This is a genomic window from Nocardia gamkensis NBRC 108242 (genome assembly GCF_001612985.1).
Classification (GTDB): Bacteria; Actinomycetota; Actinomycetes; order Mycobacteriales; family Mycobacteriaceae; genus Nocardia; species Nocardia gamkensis.
Genome location: NZ_BDBM01000045.1, coordinates 42819 through 61393, shown reverse-complemented (window position 1 = coordinate 61393; position 18575 = coordinate 42819). Strand labels below are relative to the sequence as shown.

The 18575-nt window shown below is 66.7% G+C and carries 17 protein-coding genes and 1 pseudogene; 9 read left to right on the top strand and 9 right to left on the bottom strand.

The features are described 5' to 3' along the window. Nucleotides 1-67 precede the first annotated feature (67 nt). Together NG1_RS27755 and NG1_RS27750 are read right to left on the bottom strand one after the other, a co-directional pair. Nucleotides 68-568, bottom strand: a complete 501-nt coding sequence (locus NG1_RS27755; RefSeq protein WP_062975639.1) for a DUF3830 family protein — start codon at nucleotides 566-568, stop codon at nucleotides 68-70. 10 nt (nucleotides 569-578) lie between these two features. Continuing rightward, nucleotides 579-1820, bottom strand: a complete 1242-nt coding sequence (locus tag NG1_RS27750) for an aspartate aminotransferase family protein (protein WP_062975637.1) — start codon at nucleotides 1818-1820, stop codon at nucleotides 579-581. A gap of 150 nt (nucleotides 1821-1970) precedes the next feature. On the opposite strand from NG1_RS27750, the gene NG1_RS27745 reads away from it, so the two are divergent. The 3 genes from NG1_RS27745 (at nucleotide 1971) to NG1_RS27735 (ending at nucleotide 5851) form a co-directional block, all read left to right on the top strand. Continuing rightward, nucleotides 1971-3443 (top strand): NAD-dependent succinate-semialdehyde dehydrogenase, encoded by a 1473-nt coding sequence (locus NG1_RS27745; protein WP_062975657.1) that lies wholly within the window; start codon nucleotides 1971-1973, stop codon nucleotides 3441-3443. Between the two features lie 232 nt (nucleotides 3444-3675). After that, nucleotides 3676-4737, top strand: coding sequence for a tartrate dehydrogenase (locus tag NG1_RS27740; protein ID WP_062975635.1), 1062 nt, complete (start codon nucleotides 3676-3678; stop codon nucleotides 4735-4737). A gap of 514 nt (nucleotides 4738-5251) precedes the next feature. Further along, nucleotides 5252-5851, top strand: coding sequence for a sigma factor-like helix-turn-helix DNA-binding protein (locus NG1_RS27735; RefSeq protein ID WP_373686202.1), 600 nt, complete (start codon nucleotides 5252-5254; stop codon nucleotides 5849-5851). Nucleotides 5852-6424: 573 nt separating this feature from the next. Here NG1_RS27735 and NG1_RS27730 read toward each other — a convergent pair. Beyond that, on the bottom strand, nucleotides 6425-7204 hold the full coding sequence (locus NG1_RS27730) for a phytanoyl-CoA dioxygenase family protein (protein WP_062975631.1): 780 nt from the start codon (nucleotides 7202-7204) through the stop codon (nucleotides 6425-6427). A gap of 228 nt (nucleotides 7205-7432) precedes the next feature. Beyond that, nucleotides 7433-8182: a nuclear transport factor 2 family protein gene (locus NG1_RS27725; protein ID WP_062975629.1), complete on the bottom strand. Its 750-nt coding sequence runs from the start codon at nucleotides 8180-8182 to the stop codon at nucleotides 7433-7435. A gap of 219 nt (nucleotides 8183-8401) precedes the next feature. On the opposite strand from NG1_RS27725, the gene NG1_RS27720 reads away from it, so the two are divergent. Then, nucleotides 8402-9025, top strand: a complete 624-nt coding sequence (locus NG1_RS27720) for a TetR/AcrR family transcriptional regulator (RefSeq protein ID WP_062975627.1) — start codon at nucleotides 8402-8404, stop codon at nucleotides 9023-9025. A gap of 104 nt (nucleotides 9026-9129) precedes the next feature. Here NG1_RS27720 and NG1_RS27715 read toward each other — a convergent pair whose 3' ends face one another. Together NG1_RS27715 and NG1_RS27710 are read right to left on the bottom strand one after the other, a co-directional pair. After that, entirely contained in the window at nucleotides 9130-9477 is a 348-nt protein-coding gene (locus tag NG1_RS27715) for an MlaD family protein (protein ID WP_084499237.1), read from the bottom strand. After that, entirely contained in the window at nucleotides 9474-9698 is a 225-nt protein-coding gene (locus NG1_RS27710; protein WP_062975623.1) for a hypothetical protein, read from the bottom strand. The genes NG1_RS27715 and NG1_RS27710 overlap by 4 nt, the downstream gene beginning before the upstream one ends. Before the next feature lie 341 nt (nucleotides 9699-10039). Here NG1_RS27710 and NG1_RS27705 point away from each other — a divergent pair, with 341 nt between their 5' ends. Continuing rightward, nucleotides 10040-10573: a hypothetical protein gene (locus NG1_RS27705; protein ID WP_062975621.1), complete on the top strand. Its 534-nt coding sequence runs from the start codon at nucleotides 10040-10042 to the stop codon at nucleotides 10571-10573. Nucleotides 10574-11379: 806 nt separating this feature from the next. Here the strand turns inward: NG1_RS27705 and NG1_RS39110 are convergent. Both NG1_RS39110 and NG1_RS27700 read right to left on the bottom strand, forming a co-directional pair. Further along, nucleotides 11380-11502, bottom strand: a pseudogene (locus NG1_RS39110) (recombinase family protein); the annotation flags it as partial. A 204-nt stretch (nucleotides 11503-11706) separates the two neighbouring features. Then, nucleotides 11707-13089 carry a hypothetical protein gene (locus NG1_RS27700; RefSeq protein WP_157114264.1) on the bottom strand — a complete coding sequence of 461 codons (1383 nt, stop codon included), beginning with the start codon at nucleotides 13087-13089 and terminating at the stop codon, nucleotides 11707-11709. A 73-nt stretch (nucleotides 13090-13162) separates the two neighbouring features. Here NG1_RS27700 and NG1_RS27690 point away from each other — a divergent pair, with 73 nt between their 5' ends. Continuing rightward, a complete protein-coding gene (locus tag NG1_RS27690) occupies nucleotides 13163-13597 on the top strand; it encodes a recombinase family protein (protein WP_084499240.1) in 435 nt (144 codons plus the stop codon). 134 nt (nucleotides 13598-13731) lie between these two features. Here the strand turns inward: NG1_RS27690 and NG1_RS27685 are convergent, their stop codons facing one another. Beyond that, entirely contained in the window at nucleotides 13732-15909 is a 2178-nt protein-coding gene (locus NG1_RS27685) for a malate synthase G (RefSeq protein ID WP_062975615.1), read from the bottom strand. A gap of 244 nt (nucleotides 15910-16153) precedes the next feature. Here NG1_RS27685 and NG1_RS27680 point away from each other — a divergent pair, with 244 nt between their 5' ends. From NG1_RS27680 to NG1_RS27670, 3 genes are read left to right on the top strand one after another with little or no spacing between them, the layout of a single operon-like run. Beyond that, entirely contained in the window at nucleotides 16154-16894 is a 741-nt protein-coding gene (locus NG1_RS27680; RefSeq protein WP_084499236.1) for an SDR family NAD(P)-dependent oxidoreductase, read from the top strand. Beyond that, entirely contained in the window at nucleotides 16891-17940 is a 1050-nt protein-coding gene (locus NG1_RS27675; protein WP_062975613.1) for a zinc-binding dehydrogenase, read from the top strand. Before NG1_RS27680 ends, NG1_RS27675 begins: the two co-directional genes overlap by 4 nt. Beyond that, nucleotides 17937-18575 carry a TetR/AcrR family transcriptional regulator gene (locus NG1_RS27670; protein ID WP_062975611.1) on the top strand — a complete coding sequence of 213 codons (639 nt, stop codon included), beginning with the start codon at nucleotides 17937-17939 and terminating at the stop codon, nucleotides 18573-18575. The genes NG1_RS27675 and NG1_RS27670 overlap by 4 nt, the downstream gene beginning before the upstream one ends.

The window sequence follows — 18575 nt, the reverse complement described above, 5'->3', positions numbered from 1 at the left end:
GAAGATTCACCGCTCTCGAGAGACGACGGATGCCGCACCCACTGGTTGCGCCATCCGTCCGCAGTGACTAGTCGGATTCCCGTGCGAAGGCGAGGGTTTCGCCTTCGACTCCGCGCAGCCACAGGCTGTTGCAGGCCGCGGCGATATCGGCGAGGCCGTCCTCGATGGTGGCGAAGACGTTGCCGGGGACCCAGCCCTGGTCGCCGTTGATCAGGAGATTGTTGCGGCCGTAGAACAGTGCGAGATCCGTTGCGCCCTGGGCGTGGTGGGCTTCGGACCCGGGCTCGTAGCCGTAGGCCGGGTTGCCGATCTCCCACGGTTCGAAGTCGAACAGGCACACGTCGCCGGGAATCGGTGTGACGGTCGGGTTTTCGCGGTGCGGTGCCGCGACGATGCGCGGCACCAGCGTGTACACCTCGTTGCGGGCGTACTTGGCATGGAAGGCGTCGCCCTCCTGCGGCAGCGCATCCCATACCGCCGCGCAGGTGAGCGGTGCCTCGTCCTCCAGCAGCCGGGCGCGGCAGCGCACCCCGGCCTTGGTGAGGGTGATGGTGACGTAGCGGGCCATCGGTGTCTCCCTACAGTTCGTCGAGCACGGTGGACCAGATGCCGAGGGCATCATCGACCTGGTCGGCGGTCACGATCAGCGGTGGAATCATCCGGACCACATTGCTGTAGGCGCCGCAGGTGAGCAGCAGCAGGCCCTTCTCGTGCGCGAGCCGCTGGGCGGTGGCCGCGGTCGCGGTGTCGGGTTCGCCGGTCGGCGTGGTGAATTCGGTGCCGACCAGCAGGCCCAGGCCGCGCACGTCGCCGACGGCCTTGGTGGCGCGCTCGCGCGCACCGGTGAGCAGCTGCCGCCCGCGCTCGGCGGCGTTGTCCACCAGCCCTTCGGATTCGATGACATCGAGGGTGGCCAGCGCCGCGGCGCAGGCCACGGCGTTACCACCGTAGGTGCCGCCCTGCGAGCCCGCCCAGGCCTTCTCCATCAGCTCGCGGGAGGCGGCGATGCCCGACAGCGGGAAGCCGCTGGCCAGCCCCTTCGCGATGGTGATGATGTCCGGGCGGACGTCGAAGTGCTGGTGGCCGAAGAACTTTCCGGTGCGCCCGAAGCCGGTCTGGATCTCGTCGAACACCAGCAGAATGCCGTGCCGGTCCGCGCGCTCGCGCAGCCCCTGGAAGAACCGGGTGTTGCCGGGGATGTACCCGCCCTCGCCCAGTACCGGCTCGACGAAGAACGCCGCGGTCTCGGCGGGGGAGGTGAGCGTGGTCAGCAGGTAGTCCAGCTCGCGCAGGGCGAAGTCCGTGGCCCGCTCCTCGCTCCACCCGTACCGGTAGGCGGTCGGGAACGGGGCGACGTGCACACCGGCCATCAGCGGGCTGAAGCCCGCGGAGAACCGCGTGCCCGAGGTCGTCATGGTGGCGGCGGCGACGGTGCGGCCGTGGAAGCCACCGTGGAAGACCACGACATTCGGCCTGCCGGTGGCCTGGCGGACCAGCCGCAGCGCCGCCTCGATCGCCTCGCTGCCCGAATTGGCGAAGAACACCGAATCCAGTCCCTCCGGCAGCACGTCGCCCAGGCGCTCGGTCAGCGCCAGCAGGGGCTTGTGCAGGACGGTCGTGTACTGGGCGTGGATGACGCTGGCGATCTGTTTCTGCGCGGCCTCGACCACGCGCGGGTGGCAGTGCCCGGTGCTGGTGACACCGATCCCGGCGGTGAAGTCGAGGTAGCGGCGGCCGTCGGTGGCGTAGAGGTAACAGCCCTCGCCGTGGTCGACGGTGATCGGTGTGGCCTGCTTGAGGACGGGGGACAGTGCCGTCATCGTGATCCGCCTTCCGGAGCGTGGCGTCGGTACCTGGCTGGCCGCAATCCACAACCACCTCCTCGGTCATTGTAGGATTGTTGACAATCTGTATAGCATGGGTCCGAAGTGTCGGGCAATGCCCTCGACCGACCGGGAGGAACGATCGCCATGCTCACCGAAGCCGCCCTCACATCCGCCGAGCAGGCCGCCGTCGACAGCGTGCCCACCGGCCTCTACATCGGCGGGCAGTGGCGCGAGACGGCGGCGACCATGCCGGTCACCGATCCGGCCACGGGCCGGACGCTGCGCATGGTCGCCGATGCCGGGCCGCAGGACGGTCTCGCCGCACTGGACGCCGCGGCGGCCGCGCAGGCCGACTGGGCGCGCACGCCGCCGCGCGAGCGCAGCGACATCCTGATGCGCGCGCATCGGATGCTGCTCGACGAGGCCGATCGCCTGGCGCTGATCGCGACCCTGGAGATGGGCAAGCCGCTGGCCGAGGCGCGGGGCGAGGTCGTCTACGCCGCGGAGTTCTTCCGCTGGTTCGCCGAGGAGGCGGTGCGGCTGGACGGCGGCTACATGACCGCGCCGGCGGGCGGGTCGCGGTTCCTGGTGTCCCGGCAGCCCGTGGGGCCGAGCCTGTTGATCACGCCGTGGAACTTCCCGATGGCGATGGCCACCCGCAAGATCGGCCCGGCGCTGGCCGCCGGCTGCACCAGTGTGGTCAAGCCCGCCGAGCAGACGCCGCTGTGCACGCTCGCGATCGCCGGCATCCTGCACGCGGCCGGTGTCCCCGCGGGTGTGGTGAACGTGGTCACCACCTCGGACCCGGGCGCGGTGATGACGCCGATGATTCTCGACGAACGCTCCCGCAAGCTGTCGTTCACCGGATCCACGGCGGTCGGCAAGAAGCTGCTCGAACAGTGCGCGCAGACGGTCATGCGCACCTCGATGGAGCTGGGTGGCAACGCGCCGTTCATCGTGTTCGACGATGCCGATCTCGATGCGGCGGTGGAGGGCGCGCTGGCGGCGAAGATGCGCAACATCGGGCAGGCATGTACGGCCGCGAACCGGATCTTCGTGCACCGCAACGTCATCGACGAGTTCGGGGAGCGGCTGGCCGCGCGGCTGGCGGACCTGCCGATGGGACGTGGGACCGAGCCCGGGGTGGTGGTCGGGCCGCTGATCGACGGCGCCGCCGTGGCGAAGGTGACCGAGCTGGTGGCCGATGCCCGGGCTCGCGGGGCGCGTGTGTTGCTTGGCGGTGAGGCGCTCGAGGGGCCCGGGAACTTCTATCCCGCAACGGTTCTCGTCGATGTTCCCGACGATGCGCAGATGTGCCGCACCGAGATCTTCGGCCCCGTCGCGAGCCTGACTCCCTTCGATACCGAGGACGAGGTCGTCACCCGCGCCAACGACACCCCTTACGGTCTCGTCGGTTACGTCTACACCGAGGGACTGCGCCGCGGACTGCGAGTGTGTGAGGCGCTGGACAGCGGCATGGTCGGGCTGAACCAGGGCGTGGTGTCGAACCCCGCCGCGCCGTTCGGCGGTGTCAAGGAATCCGGGCTCGGCCGCGAAGGCGGGCTCACCGGCATCGACGAATTCCTCGAAACCAAGTACATCGGCGTGCAGATGTGAGGTCGTGCCGCACGGCAAGCTGCCATCCCGGCACGCCGGGCCTGTCGTCCCGCCCGCCTTGCCTCGTCATCCCAGCACGCTTTCGGCCTGGGATCGATCCACACCGGCGCTGCGGGGATCCACGATGGATTCCGGCCAAGAGCACGCCGGAATGACGCGGCGAGAGCGACCGTGCACGGCGGTCGACGGCCGAGAGACTTGTAGCGACAAACCAATTTCGAGGGAGTAACAGGTGAGTACCTACCGCATTGCGACGATCCCCGGCGACGGTATCGGTGTCGATGTGACTGTCGAGGCGGTCAAGGCGGTCGATGCCGTTCTGCCCGGTATCGAGTGGACCGAATTCGATTGGTCCTGTGAGCAGTACCTGCGTACCGGGGCGATGATGCCCGCGGATGGGCTCGAGCAGCTCGCCGCCTTCGACGCGATTCTGCTCGGCGCCGTGGGCTTTCCGGGAGTGCCGGACCATATTTCGCTGTGGGGCCTGCTGATTCCGCTGCGCCGGGCCTTCGGGCAGTACGTGAATCTGCGTCCGGTGCGGCTGCTGCCCGGTACCGAATCCGCGCTGCGCGACCGCACCACCGAGGACCTCGACATCCTCATCGTGCGAGAGAATTCCGAGGGCGAGTATTCCGAAATCGGCGGCATCCACAATCTGGGGCGGCCCGAGGAGTTCGTCTTGCAGGAGTCGGTGTTCACTCGGGTCGGCTGTGAGCGCATCATCCGTTACGCCTTCGAGCGCGCCCGCGAACGCCACGGCCGGCTGTGCTCGGCCACCAAGTCCAACGGGCTCATCCACTCGATGCCGTACTGGGACAGCATCTTCGACCGCATCGCCACCGAGTACCCCGACGTGCAAGCCCGGCAGATGCACGTCGACGCCCTGGCCGCCGAGGTCGTGCTGCACCCCGACCGCCTCGACGTGATCGTCGGCTCGAACCTGTTCGGCGACATCCTCTCCGACCTCGCCGCCGCCGTCACCGGAGGACTCGGCCTCGCTCCGTCCGGGAACATCAACCCGACGGGCGGCGCGCCCTCGATGTTCGAGGCCGTCCACGGCAGCGCCCCAGACATCGCGGGCCAGGGCATCGCCAACCCCGTAGCCCAAATCCTGGCCGCTGCGATGATGCTGGAGCAACTGGGCGAGCACGACGCGGCCACCGCGATCGACCGCGCGGTCTGCGAGGTCTTGGCCGAGGCCACCATCCGCACCCCAGACCTAGGCGGCACCAGCACCACCACAGAATTCGGCACCGCCATCGCCGAACGAGCCACCGAACTCACCGGCAGCTGACACCGGCCGGTGGGTTCGCTTCTCGGTCCCCACGCGAGGCCATATTGTCGATATGGGGAGATGGAGTGCTATCACATCAAAATCCTCAGGCGGTCGACGAACCGACCGCATTCGAGGCATACCTCTTGCGGACGGTGGCTGTCTCATCCTCTCGTTTCCTGGAGACCCGCCGGCTGCGCGGATGGACCGACGAACGAATTGCCGAGGAAATCAGCGGCATGCTCCTGGCGGGATGGGGCCTTCACCGCATGTGCGAAATCCACCTGTGGCGTCCACAGCTGAGCCCGCTCGAGCGGCGATAACCGTCCTTTCCCCGCGACCGGGCATTTCACACCCAGGTCGCACCCGCGCTGTCGAGGTGTATCTGGCCCAACTAGTTACCCGGCAGGCCTTGAATACGTTGCGGGCCGGTGCCAGCCGCCGCGAGGAGTACGTCGGTCCGTGGTTGCCCGAGCCGCTGCTGCTCGCCGACGGCGATGCCTCGAGCGACGTGGTGCTCACCGAATCGGTCTCGATGGGGATGCTGGTGGTGTTGGAAACGCTCACCCCCATCGAGCGGGCGGTCTTCGTGCTGCGCGAGGTCTTCGGCTTCGATTACGACGAGATTGCCTCCGCGACAGGCAAATCCATCGACACCGTTTGTCAGACGGCCCGCCGAGCCCGCAACCACGTGCAAGCCCGGCGCAAGCGGTACGGCCCCGTCGACACCGCCCGAACCGCCGCGGTCACCGAACGCTTCATCACCGCTGCGACCACCGGAGACATGGAAGGCTTGCTGTCGATGCTCGCGCCGGATATCACCTGGACCACCGACAGCGGCGGCAAGGTGACCGCGCTGCCGGAACTGGTGATCCTCGGCGCCGAGCGGGTGGGCGCGATTCTCATGGCGGTCTTCCGGTACGCGCAGCGGCGACCGCAGGTTCGAATCGAGACAGTGAACTGCAACAGCCAACCGGCACTCGCATGCTATATCGGCGACAAACTGGAAGCCCTTCTCGTATTCGATATCGCCGACGACAGGATCATCAACGGTTACGGAATCCGCAACCCCGACAAACTGTCCGCCCTCGGAATCCCCCGCGCAATCAGTCGCACCGAAACACCCACGACCTAACCCCACCCGCACTCGGTGCCGACATCCCATAATTCCGCATAGCGCAGGATGAACTGCACGCGGCCCTCCCTGTGAGGCAGGACGGATACCCGCGTGTGGATGTCGATGCGCCTCCCCACCCCGGAAACACCAGTAGTTGGAGTGAACTTCTCGGTTCAACTTGCAAAGTGCAGAGAAGTTCGGCCAAGGCGAAAGGAGTACCCCTCGACAGCTGGTGGGCCACCCATCTGGCTCGCGCCGTACGTGCACGCAGTCGGCTACAACGCCGAGAAGACCCGGCGGATCGCTATGGACGGCCGGTCATCGTGGGCGATCGGCGTGCTCCGCTCGCCGTGCCCAGCGACGTACCCGGTGCGTTCTGCACCCTTCGCCGGGGCCGGGGCCGGAGCGTGCCTGGCCTGCTGCCCCGCGCCGCTGCTGCCGAAGATCCCACCGGTGTGATCCGGACCGACTCCCCGGGGGCACGCATGCTTCCTCGACGGCGTCCTGGCCCGCTTGCGCCCCTGCCTGTTGCGGACCGCCCCTCGGTATCCCGCTGTTGAGGTCACCTGCCGATCGAGCATCCGACCGGATTCAAGGTTTCAAGACCGAGGCCAGCCCCCGCCGCACCGCTTCGGCCACCGGCGTCAACCGGTCCCCATCCAGTTCGAGCTCACCGGTCGGCTCCAGCGGCGGCTGCGCCATGAACCTCGGCACCCGGCCGCGGTGTGCCTGCGCGGTGTGCACGAGAAACGGATGGCACAGGAAGACATCGCCGATCCGTCCCGTTGCCGCGACCACAGAATGGTCCTCGGTGGCGAACACGACATCGGCGCAGACGTCCACCCACGCACGCCCCTCCGGTCCAGCGTCGGCGAGGAAGGGCGGCACCGCCAGATGCGATCCGACCCGGATCAGCGTGGGTGCATCGTCCACCCCGACATCGGAGAACAGGAACAACATCAGCAGCGCGCGCCCGCGTGAGCGCAAGCTGAGCCGCAGCCCACCGTCGTCCCCGGCGAACGACGCCTCGACATGCCACCCCGCCGCCTGCGGCGGTTCGCTGCTGGGAAACCGTAGCGGAAACGTACCCATACCCAGCCGCGGCCGCCAGCGTCCCGGCCCCACCAACGCGTCGTAGGCCGACACCAGCACATCCGTCCCGGCAACCGCGGTGAACGGCGGCGAACTCATTCCCGACACCCAGATCAACGACTCCGTCCACGATGACGGATCATCAGCGCGCAGCCCGATCTGCTCCCACAGTTCCCCCGCACACCGCTTCCCGGTCTCCCGATCGAAAGCCCCCTCGATCTTTACGAAACCATCGGTCACGAAACGCTCGACCGCCGCACTGTCCAGGACCCGGTTCATGGTCCTCACGCTTCCATCCCGAAGACCCTGGTATCAACTGGTTTTCAGGCTCGATCCGGTGTCCGCGTTCCCGTGCGCCGAGACTATCGGCCGAGATCGATGAGCCGCTCGCGGCCTCCGCCGATTCAGCCCTGAGTTCGTCCCGCCGACGGCTGTGCTGACGTCACTGGCGGTTGGGCGCCCCGGACGGTGGACCTGCATCGTCCGGGGCGCCGGTCGGTTCGGATGTCAGGGCTGCTTGCGGATCCTCGCTGTGACCTTGTTGGTGATCGCCGGAATCTTCGAGGCCGCCATGAGAGCGCGGAACGGCCAGCTGTCATCGCGCGGGAGGATGCCCGCGCGCTGCACGCCGTCGAGGAAGTCGTAGAGGGTCTCCCCCTCTTCCATCAGACCGTCTTTGTTGAAATGGTATCGGTCCACGGCGGGGGCTTGGATGAAACGTCCGGTGCCGTAGATTGTCGGCGCGGTCTCGTCGTAGGGGAACAGGCGAAGCGGGCCGGACCAGTGGCCGCTGCCGATGTATCGGATCACCGTGCGGACCGTGCCGTCGGGCTTCACGTCGATGTAGACCTGATCGGGCAGCGGGTCGTAGCGCCAGTCCGGGATGGCGTCGAAGAACGCGAAGTTGTACTTCACGAATTCATCGATCCCGACGATGGTGCGGCCGAAGGTCGTCACATCGGTGTAGCGGACGTCCTGGGTGTACAGCTCGTCGTTGATGCTCATGTCGCGGACGAGGAAGCTCCACCAGTATTTCTTCGCCCACGTCATCACCCACGACAGGTCGGTGTCGTGCTGCTTGCTCAGGTAGTCCAGTTTCTCGGCGAACGACTCGAACCACTGCTTCGTACTCGCCTGCAGTTCCGCCTCCGGGATCGCCCGGATCGGCACCGCGCGGTTGGACTCCAGGAACTCGGGCACCGGGCGCGACAACCGCGGCCGGGCCAGCGCCTTCTGGAACTCTTCTTCGTCGAACATGCCGACTCCCTCGGTACTCGATCGATCGGGGCCCCTCGGTTGGGCAACACCCCAAGCTGAATCAAATGATTCATCTAGAATCATATGATGTCAATTGTTCACCGGAGCGGTTCGGCCGCCTTCCGGGCGCCGAGAAAGGGTGACGACTTTGCTGGAATACGCGCTCCTTGTCCTGATGCCTCACTCGCGTGATGGAGACGTGGTGGGAATATCACCGGTATGAGCTCTCCGAAATTGTGGCGCGGTCAGACTCTGCAGGATCGATCCATCGACCGGCGGGAGCAGATGCTGACGGTGGGCGAGGAACTGCTCGGCAACGGCGGGGTCGCCGCGGTGACGATGCGGGCAGTCGTACGCGAGGCGAACTTGAGCCCGCGCTACTTCTACGAGACATTCGACTCCCGGGAGGATCTGATCCTCGCGGTGTACGACCGAGTCGAAGCCGGGCTGATCGAGCGGATACAACAGGTGGACATCGCGGCGGGCCTGCCCGCGGCGATACGTGCCGTATTCGAGGCCTGCGCCGCCTATTTCGAGGAAGATCCCCGCCGCGCCCGGATCCTGCTGCGCGAACCACTGGGCGACGACACCCTTCGCCGCCACAGCGCCGACCGGGTGACCGCATTTCTGCGAATGGTCATCCCGGTGCTCGGCACCGACGCCGACGAGCTGATGCCGGCGAATGAGGAAGACCTGGCCGTAGCCGCGACCGCCCTGAGCGGAGCGCTGGTCTCGCTCTATCTCGATTGGGCCGACGGCCGACTCGCGGTCGGCCGCGAAAAACTGGCGGAATCCGCGGTGGCAGTGGTCTTCGCGTTATCGGCGGCCGCACGCCACCACTGAGCAGCAGCCGCCGGAGACGTATGCCGAGCACGCACCAGGTCTACTTGGCCGTCGGCATCGCGCCGTCCAATCCTCCGACGTCGACGATCTACCACCCGGCATTCTCATCGTTCGTCACCGTGTAGGTCAGGGTCGTCTGCGCCCCCTCGCTGTTCTAACAAACTTTCGACGCGCACCGCGCTATCCACCGGTATCTCTGGTTCACCGCGGAATTCCAGACCTACCTCGACGCCGCGCTTCGCGTAGTCGATGCCGGCGACCCTGCCGACTTCCACCCCGCGCAGCAGCACCGGGGAGCCCACAGCCAGTCCGGCCGAGCGGTGGATCACCATGGTCACCGTGGTGTGCTTGCCGAACAGATCCACTTGCGCGACCTCGGCCATCAGGTAGCCCTTCCCGGCGATCACCACCGCCGCGATGCTGAGCAGCGATGCCCACATGCCACGACTCATCGCACCGCTCCGATCGTGCGCAATATGTGGAGGACTTGATCGACCTGCTCATCGGTCGTCGGTTGCGCCGCCGATACGCCGGTGACGGACAGCGATTCGACGTTCGCCGTGGGCCCGTACCGCATCCAGGGAATGATCTTGTCGCGGAGCAGTCCCGCGAGCAGGTTCAGATTCGACGGAGCGCTCAGATCGAACGGCCGGGAGGTGAACAGTAGCGGCATGATCGCTTCGGCCGCCGCGTCTCCGGCGTCGAGCGCGGGTCAAAGGACCGACAAGCAACAACTCAGAACCGGTGTGAGAAGTGGCCCGCAAAGGCCCTTCGGCCGCGGACGGAATCGTAGTGCTCCAGGATTCCCGGCAACCGATGCGGCTGCACCCCGATCCAGGAACCTACGGCTTCTACGCGCTCAGCGATGAACACCGTGGCAACGGTGTGTTGCCCCACCCTGGGTGGGAATCGCACCTGCCCCACGAATGCACCGTGGGAAATGGTCGGGACTGATCTCCCACCCAGTCCTGACCATTGACAACCGGCAGAGGTGATCGTTGAAATAGTCCAACGATGATCGAACCCGACCCCCAACTCGAAGAGGAACTCAACGCCGCTCACAGCCTTTATCCGATCGGCGACTATGTGACCGGAGTGGTCACGCTGGTCCCGCGACCCGGCGTCGTCGGACTGTTCGTCGACTTGGGCCATCCACCCACCGGATTCGTCGACATCCTGAATCTGCCGTTTTCCGCCGACCAATGGCCGGCTGTCAGCACAGTCACCGAGTTCGAGGTCCTCCAGCACACACGCGGCCAGGTTCGCCTCTGGCCTCTCGATCCCGCCTTCCGATCGAGCTCGACTACGTTTCCCGTCATGAGCGAGTCCGAATGGTGTGCCGCCAAGAACCGCCACCCCGTCGGCTCCGCAGTCACCGGCGAGATCACCGACGTCTTCCCCAGCAACCGCGAATACTTCGTCACATTCGATGGCCTCTGGTCCGTCCTGTCCTGGTCCGGCACGCCCCCCGTCGTCGGCACCACCGCACAGTTCACCGTCGACCGACATCTCGACGCGACCCGAAGAATTCGGCTGCGCAGCGCCTGACAAACCCAGCACCACGTCATAGCTTGTGCCAGTCATGGGGCAGAGAAGTTCGGCCAAGGCGACCAGGCAGGCACCGAAGCACGCGGCACCGACCCGAAACGCTGAGCGTGCCCCCTGCGTGCGTCGGACAACTACGTAACCATGGGCGCCGGTTCGCGCCACTCATCGGCCGCGAAGGACGTCGACCCGACGAAGATCCGCTTCGTGAAGTGCCTCGAAGAGCGCGGCGCCACAAAAAGCCGCTGGTATGCAAGTTCCCTAACAACAGCCAAGGCATCACCCTGGTCCAGAACCAGTTCTGGTACGAAATCAAGCGCCCGCCGACTCCGACTCCGTAGCAGTGCAGCGATCCGGCCCCTGTTCCGCCGCGAGAGGCCCGCAATATTTGGGTCTTCCCGGCGGAACAGGGGTTGCGTCAGCAGTCGCGCGCCGCTGACCGGTGCTATGTCTTACCGGCCCTCTCCGACCTCGGTGACAGTTCCGTCTGCACCGATATCCCAAGCCTGGGACGTTGCCGAGCCCGGACGAGTCGCCGCTGTCCTGGACGCGGTCCCGATTTCGACATCCCACACTCGGGTGGCGCGGAAACCGAACCCATCCTGGTCGGCCCGCTGCCACTCGAAATTCACTGATTGCCCAGCAGTCAAGTACCGCCAGCCTTCGCCGGGAATCACTGTCCACGATGTCCAGCAACCGCCAGGAGTCTCCTCGGAATCGATCACTCCCCACCCCTGCTCGGGATCCCAGTTCCGCACAGTGCCGTTTATGCCCAATGCCACCTTCCCAACCAGGCAACCGTCGTAATTCTAGCTGCGGTGATGTGGCCGGGAGGCTTTCGCGCCGGAGGCGATGTCTATGTGGACGTCGCGCTCGTGCACGCCGGCGCGGATGAGGGCGTCGCGTTGGTGGTCGGCGCGCTGCTCGGCGGTGGAGACCCGACACTCGCCCCCTGGACCGACGCCGTGACTCGTAGCGGTAGATGGCGGTGTTGTCGCACCTTCAAAGGGCGGCTACGCCCGGAATCTGGTGCGGCGCAGAACGTCCGCTCATGCCGATGACAGGAATTCGAGCTACCTGCACCGCACCACGCCGCCGTCACCCACCCTCTCAACACGGCGGTTGTGGGACGCGGATCAGCAACGTTCGTACTGACGCACGTAGGGCTGCGACTCCGGTAAGACGTTGTACCCGGGTGTCTGGCAGCCGCCGACCACGACCTCGAAAAAGGGGCCCGTGGAGTAGGCGGAGCCGTTAGGTGTGTGGATCGTGTAGTCGACCACCGCCCCGGAGCCAGCCAGGTAGGGAAGATGCCGATCGGCGAGTTGTGTGGTCTGCGCGGCGCTGAATTCCGTACCCACGGGAGGGAATACGGTGACGCCCAGTGTGCGACCTTCGGAGGGCGGGTCGTAGACCGACACTCGAACGAAGAACGGGATGGGTTGATCGGTCAGGAACCACTGCCACAGCTCGAGTTCGTCATTGGACGGGAAGCGGGGGGTGGGCTCTTGGTGGGGGATGAGGCGATCGTGGGGCCATGGATACGACCCGGGACTTCGTTCCGAGTGATTGGTCAACCCGCGGTCCCACTCGTGAACGGTGGATACGGTCCACTGGTTGGATGCCAGTTCGGGGAAGTCCCGGATGATTCGGCGCATCGCCGCGGTGGCGCGGTGAGGTTCGCTCTCGGAGCCCGCTCGGACGTCGATGGCGTTGGTTATGCGGCTCGCGTCGCCGCCTCTCGAGGACCAGTGCACTTCGGTGCCGGCGGCCCATAGTCGCGCCCAGTTGTCTGCGGCGTTCGCTTCAGTGCTCACGTCACGGCCGAAAAGCCAGTATGCGGAATAGGAGTCCGCCATCCGGTCGATGGTGACCTCTGTCGGGTCGCCCTGGAAACGGCGCGGAAGCTGTTGAGCACCCATGGCACTCACCACAGAGGCGGCCTCGGCCGGTGTGGCGTCGTCCCTGAGCCGCACGTCGAGTTTGGCGTTGAAGTGTCTGCCCTTGTAGTGCTCGAACCGGTGTGACGCGTCGGTCACCCCCGGAAGGGCCCGGATGGCAGTCTCGATCTTGCGTGACCAGCTGTCACGCTCGGCCTGGTCGCGTCCTTGTTCGAAATAGCCACATCCGGTCAGCAGGACTGGCGTCATCATCAATATGACGGCCGGGGTGGTGAAGCGAATAGCTTTGATCCTGCGGACGATGAGCGGCGAAGGCGCCGATGTGGGAGTTTCGGCCGGAAAAATCGCTGCCCCCCAACGACTTATGAGACTCGACCGAATTCCACTTGCCGAGGAGGGGAACCTGAATGCGTTACTGCCAGACGCGGACGAAGCGCATGACTTCCGCGACTTCGCGCGGGACGTGGCGACAACCGACCCGCCGACCCCGATCAGTGCGATTGCCGCGGTCGCGCTGTCCTTCGGATTTGCCTGAGCGATACGCGGCTTCTTGTCGTTGTGCGACAAGACCGCGATCATGATCAAGGCCGCCACCACGATGCCCACGATCACCAGCATGAAATTTTCCCTCCGAGGTCGATCTTCGCCTGATGGTAGCGGCTGGTTCGAGTCCACGGGATCTCGGCGCGCGATGTTCGACACGCAGTACGGTTCGCGAGACACTTTGCGGGTCAATCCGTTCCCGCAGGTCATTACCCGCGCATGCGGCTACGGGCGGGTCTCCACCCGCGATCAGCATCCCGAAGCGCAGCACGACGCGCTCACTGCGGCCGGCTGCGAGCAACTCTTCATCGACAAGGCTTCCGGGAAGCTCGCCTCCCGACCGGAGTTGAGCAAAGCGCTGCTGGTGGCCAACGGGCCCAACGACCAGCTGGTGGTGACCGAGCTCGACCGGCTCGGCCGCTCCCTCGAGCGTCTGATCGAACTGTCCAAGACGCTGCAGGACCGTGGCGTGGACCTGGTCGTGCTGGACCAGGGCGTCGACACCTCCACCGCGGTAGGCCGCATGCTCTTCCAGATCCTCGGCGCCATCGCCGAATGTCGGAAATCGATGCCCTTTTTGTGACCGTTTTGAGCGTGACGGGCCGGTATTCGGGCTGATTTCCAGTGATGACAGAGGCCCCGCACCTGGCGTCCCAGGTGCGGGGCCTCGAGTCGAAAAGAGCTGTCGGAAGCTACTTTTCGATCACCGAACATCACTCACTTGCACGCGGACTTGGCCTCACGCCTACGCCGATGCAGGATCGGTTCGGTGTAGCCGTTGGGCTGCTTGGTGCCCTCCAGGATCAGCTCCTTGGCCGCCTGGAACGCGATGCTGCCCGCGAAGTCCGGCGCCATCGCCAGATAGTTCGGGTCGCCGGCGTTCTGCCGGTCCACGACCGGGGCCATCCGCTCCAGGCTGGCCACCACCTCGTCGGCGGTGACGATGCCGTGGCGCAGCCAGTTGGCCATCAGCTGGCTGGAGATGCGCAGGGTCGCACGATCTTCCATGAGCGCGACGTCCTTGATGTCGGGCACCTTGGAGCAGCCGACGCCCTGGTCGATCCAGCGCACCACGTAACCGAGGATGGACTGGGAGTTGTTGTCCAACTCCTGGCGCTTCTCCTCGTCGGTCCAGTTCGGCGCGGCGGCCAGCGGGATCTCCAGGATCTCGTCGACGGTGGCACGGCGACCGCCCTTCGCGATCTCCTGCTGCCGCTTGAACACGTCGACCAGGTGGTAGTGCGTCGCGTGCAGGGTGGCGGCGGTGGGCGAGGGAACCCACGCGGTGTTGGCCCCCGCGCGCGGGTGGCCGATCTTCTGGGTGAGCATGTCGGCCATCAGGTCCGGCATGGCCCACATACCCTTGCCGATCTGCGCCTTGCCGGGCAGGCCCGCCGCGAGACCGGTGTCGACGTTCCAGTCCTCGTAGGACAGGATCCACTGCTGGGACTTCATGTCGGCCTTGCGAACCATCGGCCCGGCCTCCATGGAGGTGTGGATCTCGTCGCCGGTGCGGTCCAGGAAGCCGGTGTTGATGAACACCACCCGCTCGGCGGCGGCCTGGATGCAGGCCTTCAGGTTCACCGTGGTCCGGCGCTCCTCGTCCATGATGCCGACCTTGAGCGTGTTGCGCGCCAGCCCGAGCACGTCCTCGATCCGGCCGAACAGCTCGTTGGTGAACGCGACCTCGTCCGGGCCGTGCATCTTCGGCTTCACGATGTAGACCGATCCGGTGCGGCTGTTCTTCAGCTGCACGTCGTCGGCCAGGCTGTGCTTGGCGATCAGCGAGGTGATCAGCCCGTCCATGATGCCCTCGGGCACCTCGTTGCCTTCGGCGTCCAGGATCGCGTCGGAGGTCATCAGGTGACCGACGTTGCGCACGAACAGCAGTGAACGGCCGTGCAGCGCCAGTTCGCCGCCGTCCAGCGCGGTGTACACGCGGTCGGGGTTCATGGTGCGGGTGAAGGTCTTCTCGCCCTTGCTGACCTTCTCCGCGAGGTCACCCTTCATCAGGCCGAGCCAGTTGTGGTAGCACAGCACCTTGTCCTCGGCGTCCACCGCGGCGACCGAGTCCTCGAAGTCCATGATCGTGGTGACCGCGGACTCCAGCACGACATCCTTGACGCCCGCGGTGTCGGTGCTGCCGATCGGCGACTGCGGGTCGATCTGGATCTCGATGTGCAAACCGTTGTGCTTCAGCAGCACCGAACTCGGCGACTGCGGGTCACCCAGGTAACCGACCAGCTGCGAGGCGTCGGCCAGGCCGATGCTGGTGCCGTCCTCCAGGCCGACCTCCAGTTCGCCGTCCACGATCTTGTAGGACGTCGAGCCGATGTGCGAGCCGGTGATGAGGGTGACCGAGTCGTCGAGGAAGTTGCGCGCCCACTCGATGACCTTGTCGCCGCGCACCTTGTTGTAGCCGGCGCCCTTCTCCGCGCCGTTGGCTTCGGAGATGGCGTCGGTGCCGTAGAGCGCGTCGTACAGCGAGCCCCAGCGGGCGTTGGCGGCGTTGATCGCGAAGCGAGCGTTCATCACCGGCACCACGAGCTGCGGGCCCGCGGTGACGGCGATCTCGTCGTCCACGTTCTGCGTGGTGAGCCGGAAATCGGCCGGCTCGGGGCGCAGGTAGCCGATCTCGGTCAGGAAGTTCTTGTAGGCGGCCTTGTCGTAGTTCACGCCGGGGTGCTCGGCGTGCCACGCGTCGACCTTGCCCTGGATCTCGTCGCGTTCGGCCAGCAGAGCGCGGTTGCGCGGAGCGAGATCGTTGATGACCTGCTCGGCGCCGGCCCAGAACGCGGCGGAATCCACGCCGGAACCGGGGAGCGCCTCGTTCTCGACGAACTCGTGGAGAACGCGTGCCACCTGGAGCCCGCCGACCTGAATCCGCTCTGTCATCTACTGCCTCACTTCCGAGAAAGCCGAGTGGGAAAACAGTGCCATGTTACCCGTGGGTAGTGGTGTCGCCGCGCGCCGGGTCGCTGTGGGCACTGTGCCCGAATGCATCCGCCACGCCGAATGAGCTGGTCTTCCACCCGGCGGGTCGTCGAGCCGTCGACGGTCGGCCGGACAGCCCCTTGATCGTAACCCGGGGCCGATTTAATGTACTGATCGGAACATTTCATGGCAGGCAGGAGTTCGAGTGCCACTCACCGACAAGGTCGCCGTCGTCACCGGGGGCAGTCGAGGCCTGGGTAAGCAGATGGTGCTTGCGTTCGCGGAGGCCGGCGCCGACGTGGTGATCGCGAGCCGCAAGCTGGACGGGTGCGCCGCGCTCGGGCAGGAGGTGACGCGGCGGTTCGGGCGCCGCGCCCTGCCGGTGGCCTGCAACGTCAGCGACTGGTCGCAGTGCGACGCCCTGGTGGAGACCGTCTACGACGCGTTCGGCCGGGTGGACGTGCTGGTCAACAACGCGGGACTCTCGCCGCTGTACCCGAGCCTGGACCAGGTCACCGAGGAGTTGTTCGACAAGGTCATCGGGGTGAACCTCAAAGGTCCGTTCCGGCTGTCGGCCCTGATCGGCAGCCGCATGGCGGCCGATGGCGGCGGCTCGATCATCAACGTCTCCTCGATCGAGGCGACCAGGCCGGAGCCCTTCGCGGTCCCGTACTCGGCGGCCAAGGCGGGACTCAACGCCCTGACCGGCGGGCTGGCCCAGACGTTCGCGCCGACCGTGCGGGTCAACACCATCCAGTGTGGCCCCTTCGACACCGACATCGCCACGGCGTGGCCCGATGAGCTGCGCGCGGAACTCACCGGACACAACGCGCTGCGCAGAGTCGGCAAGCCGGAGGAGATCGTCGGGGCGGCGCTGTTCTTCGCCACCGAAGCCTCGGCGTTCTGCACCGGCGCCACCCTCGCGATCGACGGAGGCTGGCGATGAAGGCATTGACTTACGAAGGCCCGCAGCAGATCTCGTATAAGGATCGGCCCGACCCGGTCCTGCCGGGACCGGACGGCGCGATCGTCCGGGTCACCGCGGCGGGCATCTGCGGCAGTGATCTGCACATCTACGCCGGACACGGATTCGTCGCCGGCTCCGGTTACGGCGTCGGGCACGAAGCGGTCGGCGAGATCGTGGAACTGGGGCCGCACGCCCGGGGGTTCGCCGTCGGCGACCGCGTGCTGGTCGCCGCCTCGGCGGGCTGCGACGGCTGCGCGCAATGCCGCGCCGGGATCGTCACCGCGTGCGAGCGCCACCCGCTCCCGGTCGACGCCTGCTATGGGCTCGGCGGCTCGCTGGCGGGATGTCAGGCCCAGTTGCTCGCCGTTCCGCACGCCGGGGGCAATCTGGCGAAGCTGCCCGACGAGGTGAGCGACACCGCCGCCGTGGTGCTCACCGACAACGCCCCCACCGCGTGGTACGGAGCCCGGCGCGCCCGGATCACCCCGGGCGACACCGTGGTGGTGATCGGGCTCGGTCCGGTCGGTCTCATGGCGGTGCAGTCCGCCTTCGCGATGGGTGCGGCCCGGGTGCTCGGCGTCGACCTGCTCGCCGAACGCCGCGAGCGCGCCGCCGCGCTGGGCGCCGAGCCGGTCGAATCGGACGATCCGAAGCAGGCGATCCGCGAAACACTGCGCGGCGGAGCGGATGTCGCGATCGAGGCGGTCGGCGCCGACGAAACCGTCAAGCTGGCGATCAGCGCCGTCGGGCACGGCGGCCGGGTCAGCGTGATCGGCGTGAGCCACAACCGCGCCTTCCCGTTCCACTTGATGGCGGCCCAGGTGAAGGACCTCGAATTCCACATCGGGCTGTGCGCGATCCAGTACGAACTGCCCGCGCTGCTGAGACTCACCGCGGGCGGCAGGCTGCGGCCCGAGGCCGTGGTCACCCACCACCTGCCCATGTCCGAGGGGCCCGACGCCTATCGGATGTTCGCCGAGCGGGCCGACGGGGTGGGCAAGATCGTTCTGGACCCGTCGAGATGACCGCCCCTTCGCGCAGGCGCGGCCGCCCGCCCGCCGCCGAATCGACGGCGAGCGACACCAGGGCGCGGATCGTGCGTGCGGCGATCGACCTGTTCGCCGAGCAGGGCTTCCACGGCACCGGCGTGGCCGAGATCGGTGAGCGGGCCGACGTGCAGCGCGGCGCGCTGTACTACCACATCGGTTCCAAGGAGGAACTGCTCTGGCAGATTCTGCGCGACTACATCCAGCTGATGCTGGTCGAGGCAGAGCAGATCTCCGATGGGCCCGACGATCCGGTCACCAAGCTGCGCAAGATGATTCACAGTCACGTGCGGCTGATCGTTCGCCATCAGCGCGAGGTGGCCATCCAGCTGCGCGACGTCGGCGCGCTCACGGGCGAGCGCGCCGCGCAGCTACAAGAGCTGCGCGACCGGGTGCAGCACTGCTGGCAACGCGTCATCGACGCCGGTCACGCGGAAGGGCTGTTGCGCACCGGCGACCATGTGGTCACCAACAGCGTGCTCGGCATGCTGAACATGGTCTCGTTCTGGTACCGCCCGCACGGCGACCGCTCCCCCGGCGAGATCGCCGACCTTCTCGCGACCACTTTGCTCGACGGCGTGGTGACCGGCACCGCGCCAGACACGAAAGGCTGA

What these genes read in the sequence shown, in the direction of transcription:
- NG1_RS27700 (WP_157114264.1), bottom strand. Translation starts at nt 13,089, where the DNA reads ATGCTGGTGATCGTGGGCATCGTGGTGGCGGCCTTGATCATGATCGCG.
- NG1_RS27715 (WP_084499237.1), bottom strand. Translation starts at nt 9,477, where the DNA reads ATGAGTCGTGGCATGTGGGCATCGCTGCTCAGCATCGCGGCGGTGGTG.
- NG1_RS27750 (WP_062975637.1), bottom strand. Translation starts at nt 1,820, where the DNA reads ATGACGGCACTGTCCCCCGTCCTCAAGCAGGCCACACCGATCACCGTC.
- NG1_RS27730 (WP_062975631.1), bottom strand. Translation starts at nt 7,204, where the DNA reads ATGAACCGGGTCCTGGACAGTGCGGCGGTCGAGCGTTTCGTGACCGAT.
- NG1_RS27675 (WP_062975613.1), top strand. Translation starts at nt 16,891, where the DNA reads ATGAAGGCATTGACTTACGAAGGCCCGCAGCAGATCTCGTATAAGGAT.
- NG1_RS27745 (WP_062975657.1), top strand. Translation starts at nt 1,971, where the DNA reads ATGCTCACCGAAGCCGCCCTCACATCCGCCGAGCAGGCCGCCGTCGAC.
- NG1_RS27690 (WP_084499240.1), top strand. Translation starts at nt 13,163, where the DNA reads ATGTTCGACACGCAGTACGGTTCGCGAGACACTTTGCGGGTCAATCCG.
- NG1_RS27705 (WP_062975621.1), top strand. Translation starts at nt 10,040, where the DNA reads ATGATCGAACCCGACCCCCAACTCGAAGAGGAACTCAACGCCGCTCAC.
- NG1_RS27710 (WP_062975623.1), bottom strand. Translation starts at nt 9,698, where the DNA reads ATGCCGCTACTGTTCACCTCCCGGCCGTTCGATCTGAGCGCTCCGTCG.
- NG1_RS27720 (WP_062975627.1), top strand. Translation starts at nt 8,402, where the DNA reads ATGAGCTCTCCGAAATTGTGGCGCGGTCAGACTCTGCAGGATCGATCC.
- NG1_RS27755 (WP_062975639.1), bottom strand. Translation starts at nt 568, where the DNA reads ATGGCCCGCTACGTCACCATCACCCTCACCAAGGCCGGGGTGCGCTGC.
- NG1_RS27725 (WP_062975629.1), bottom strand. Translation starts at nt 8,182, where the DNA reads ATGTTCGACGAAGAAGAGTTCCAGAAGGCGCTGGCCCGGCCGCGGTTG.
- NG1_RS27670 (WP_062975611.1), top strand. Translation starts at nt 17,937, where the DNA reads ATGACCGCCCCTTCGCGCAGGCGCGGCCGCCCGCCCGCCGCCGAATCG.
- NG1_RS27735 (WP_373686202.1), top strand. Translation starts at nt 5,252, where the DNA reads ATGGGGATGCTGGTGGTGTTGGAAACGCTCACCCCCATCGAGCGGGCG.
- NG1_RS27685 (WP_062975615.1), bottom strand. Translation starts at nt 15,909, where the DNA reads ATGACAGAGCGGATTCAGGTCGGCGGGCTCCAGGTGGCACGCGTTCTC.